Here is a 2,775-nt window from a genome sequence, read left to right as displayed (position 1 = left end):
GAGAAAGTCAAAAACAATAAACTGCGTTTCAGATTTCTAGAATAAATTTCCGAGAATAGCTTTACACATACGATTCATTTATCAGTCCTTCAGTATGTAGCCTAATATGCTATACTACATGTATAAAGGATTTGAAGAAAGGGATTTACAGGGATGGCAGACTTAACAACAATACTGGAAGAGAATCCATGGGCCAGAGAGTATTTATTTTTAGATCCGGATTTAATCGAGGGAGACATTATCTTTGAAACCAATCTGACTAAGTTTACAGTCTTTGTGCGAGCCATGAACGAAACCGTGGAAAACAAAAATACAGAACTCGCGTATTACGACTTACCCGAACATCAGGCTATTTTTGAATTGTTAGCGGTATTTAAAGTTATGCTTCAATACGAAACTGTCACAGAAGAACAAAGAGAGTTATTCTTTAACTCTTTAAGCTCTTTTTTAAAGGATGAGACAGGTAAGGGAAAGAGCCTGGATTCTATATTCGGAGACAAAGATGCCATTGCTTTGAGCCGTTTATATCAGGTAACAGACGAAGAGTGGACCAAAAAGTATATGACCTGGATTTTAGCAGACTTAGGCGCGATTAGCTTAACTGCAGGACCGGATGTATTCGGTGCTAATGAGAGTGCCTTTACGACATTAAACTTTTTGACCGAAGCTTCTCACGGCAAATGGCGACCACAGATGCATTTTTCTGTGGAGAAAGATTGATTTGAAAAACAATAATATTTTAGGGAGAGAAATAATTGAGAAATCTTGTTAAAATTTTATTTATGGGTGTATCCTTTTTTATTTACTTTAGTGTATTTGAATTCGCATTAGAAAAATTTTTACCGGTAAGTTTATCTATTGAATTTATCGTAGGTGTATTAATTGCAGTAGCGGTATCTTTTGTATTATCTCTTTTCAGCTCAGATAAATTAATGGATGTAGTTGAAGGAAGGTAACGTACAGTACAAATGATTAACCATAGCACGATTATCCTTAAAATTTCCTATAACTGTCCTGTTCTTAAACTAAATAGTAAAATAGCCTGTTCATAAATAACTTACCTTTAAAGATTCCTTGTGAGTCTTTTTTTGTAGGAAAGTATATGTTGGAAAAGCAGAACCGTTTTTCTTCAAGAGCATTTAAACGTTCATACTTGGATTGGAGACTTAAAATGGCGCACGTATTTCACTTATCGATAGACTCATTTGCTTTTGTACGCTGAATCTATCGATTTCACTTGAAAAGTGAATCCTCTCAACGTAAGGAAGATTGCCTTGAGTCACACCAATCGACCTTAACATCTTATACTTTCCTATACATAAAAAAGAGGATGACTGGATATTTCACCGTCATCCTCTTTTTTATTCGTTTAAACCTAGTAGGTTCTCTATTTCAATCCACAACTTTTTGTAAAAGAGATTCGTCCGCTCTCGCTCGCATAAATTGCTTCTTCAACTAATTTTTCAACTAATGAAGGCATATCATAACCTGCTTCTTCAGCCATTAAGGGATAATGAGCATAACCTGCTTCAAGTGCTGGAATCGCATTGAGCTCAATCACATTTGGGGCACCATCATCGTCTAATTTGACATCCACTCGGGCCAACTCCGTACAGCCTAAAGCTTTATAAGCTCTTAAAACCGTTTGGGATATTTCATCGGCGAGTTCTGATGAGATATCTGCCGGGCAACTTCGCGTGACAACGTTATTCGCTTTCACATCCACCGTTTGTGTGGTTCCGAATTCTTGAGGAATGATGACTTCCATAATCGGCAGAGTCTTTGGATTTTCAGTTCCTAAAACAGCTACCGAAAACTCACGTCCAATGAGATAACCTTCAACTAAAGCAGGTTGCTTAAAGTTATCCAAAACATAACTGATTTGTTTACGCAACTCTTCTTCGTTGTTTACCATACTGTCTGCTGTAATCCCCACAGCTGATCCTTCCCTTACTGGTTTTACAAATAGTGGGAAAGACAAGTCGCTATCAAGTGGTGTATCAGCTGAATAAAAAACTTGGAAAGGGGAGACTGGTACTCCGGATGCTTTAAATGTTGCTTTGGCGTGCTCTTTATTTAAAGAAATAACTTGAGGGAGTAAGCCGGAACCGACAAAGGGAATATCTAAGAGTTCTAACATGCCTGAAATATTGGCTTGTTCATTTTTATTGTTAATTCCAACAGCTGAATTGAATATCACGTCAAATTCACCCGCTTCTTTAATCTCATAAAGTAAGCTTGTAGAGGCAGGAATTAATTTGACTTCATGGCCTTTGGTTTCAAATGCTTCTTTGATATCATTAGCAATAATTTCATTTTGACGGTAACTTCTTGGGTCAAGCGCCATTTCTTCTTCAGTCATCTCTTTGGGTTTGTTATAAACCAATCCAATTTTATACATTGTCGTCCTAACATCTCCTTTTTTGTAATCGATACGTACCTTAATTCAAGAATAAATCACATCAAAAAAATATACAAGAAATCCACTTTATCCCTCATTATTTAAGAGTTTATCCATATAAAGTGGAATGATGTTAATAGTGAGTTTCAATCTCTTTTCTCTATTATAAAAACATGGAGTGACAGAATGGGTCGTTTTTAACAAACAGGAAGCTGAGTTTGTATCGTTAGGAGGCTAATTTATAAAAAGAAACTAAATGTAATAGTGATGACCTGATTTTCTCAGGTAACACTGGTATTATATCACTAGTGTTGCATAAAACTTAGAATAAATAGGTTTTATAGGTTGTTACTTTTATCACAAGTAGTTTACGT

At 36.0% G+C, this 2,775-nt stretch carries 3 protein-coding genes; 2 read left to right on the top strand and 1 reads right to left on the bottom strand.

Annotated features, from left to right (window positions below):
* Positions 1-153: 153 nt before the first annotated feature.
* Both ABFX15_RS09655 and ABFX15_RS09650 read left to right on the top strand, forming a co-directional pair.
* Positions 154-720, top strand: coding sequence for a hypothetical protein (locus tag ABFX15_RS09655; RefSeq protein WP_346025211.1), 567 nt, complete (start codon positions 154-156; stop codon positions 718-720).
* Positions 721-755: 35 nt separating this feature from the next.
* Entirely contained in the window at positions 756-956 is a 201-nt protein-coding gene (locus tag ABFX15_RS09650) for a hypothetical protein (RefSeq protein ID WP_346025210.1), read from the top strand.
* Positions 957-1,387: 431 nt separating this feature from the next.
* Here ABFX15_RS09650 and ABFX15_RS09645 read toward each other — a convergent pair whose 3' ends face one another.
* Positions 1,388-2,401, bottom strand: coding sequence for a D-alanine--D-alanine ligase family protein (locus ABFX15_RS09645; RefSeq protein WP_346025209.1), 1,014 nt, complete (start codon positions 2,399-2,401; stop codon positions 1,388-1,390).
* Positions 2,402-2,775 lie beyond the last annotated feature (374 nt).

The sequence above is a fragment of the Alkalibacterium indicireducens genome, assembly GCF_039522005.1.
GTDB classification, from domain to species: Bacteria; Bacillota; Bacilli; order Lactobacillales; family Carnobacteriaceae_A; genus Alkalibacterium; species Alkalibacterium indicireducens.
Note: the sequence above shows the minus strand (reverse complement) of the source record. Positions and strands in the feature narration are given on the sequence as shown.

Excerpts from the sequence above, each read along its gene's own strand:
- ABFX15_RS09655 (WP_346025211.1), top strand. The coding sequence starts at position 154 with ATGGCAGACTTAACAACAATACTGGAAGAGAATCCATGGGCCAGAGAG.
- ABFX15_RS09645 (WP_346025209.1), bottom strand. The coding sequence starts at position 2,401 with ATGTATAAAATTGGATTGGTTTATAACAAACCCAAAGAGATGACTGAA.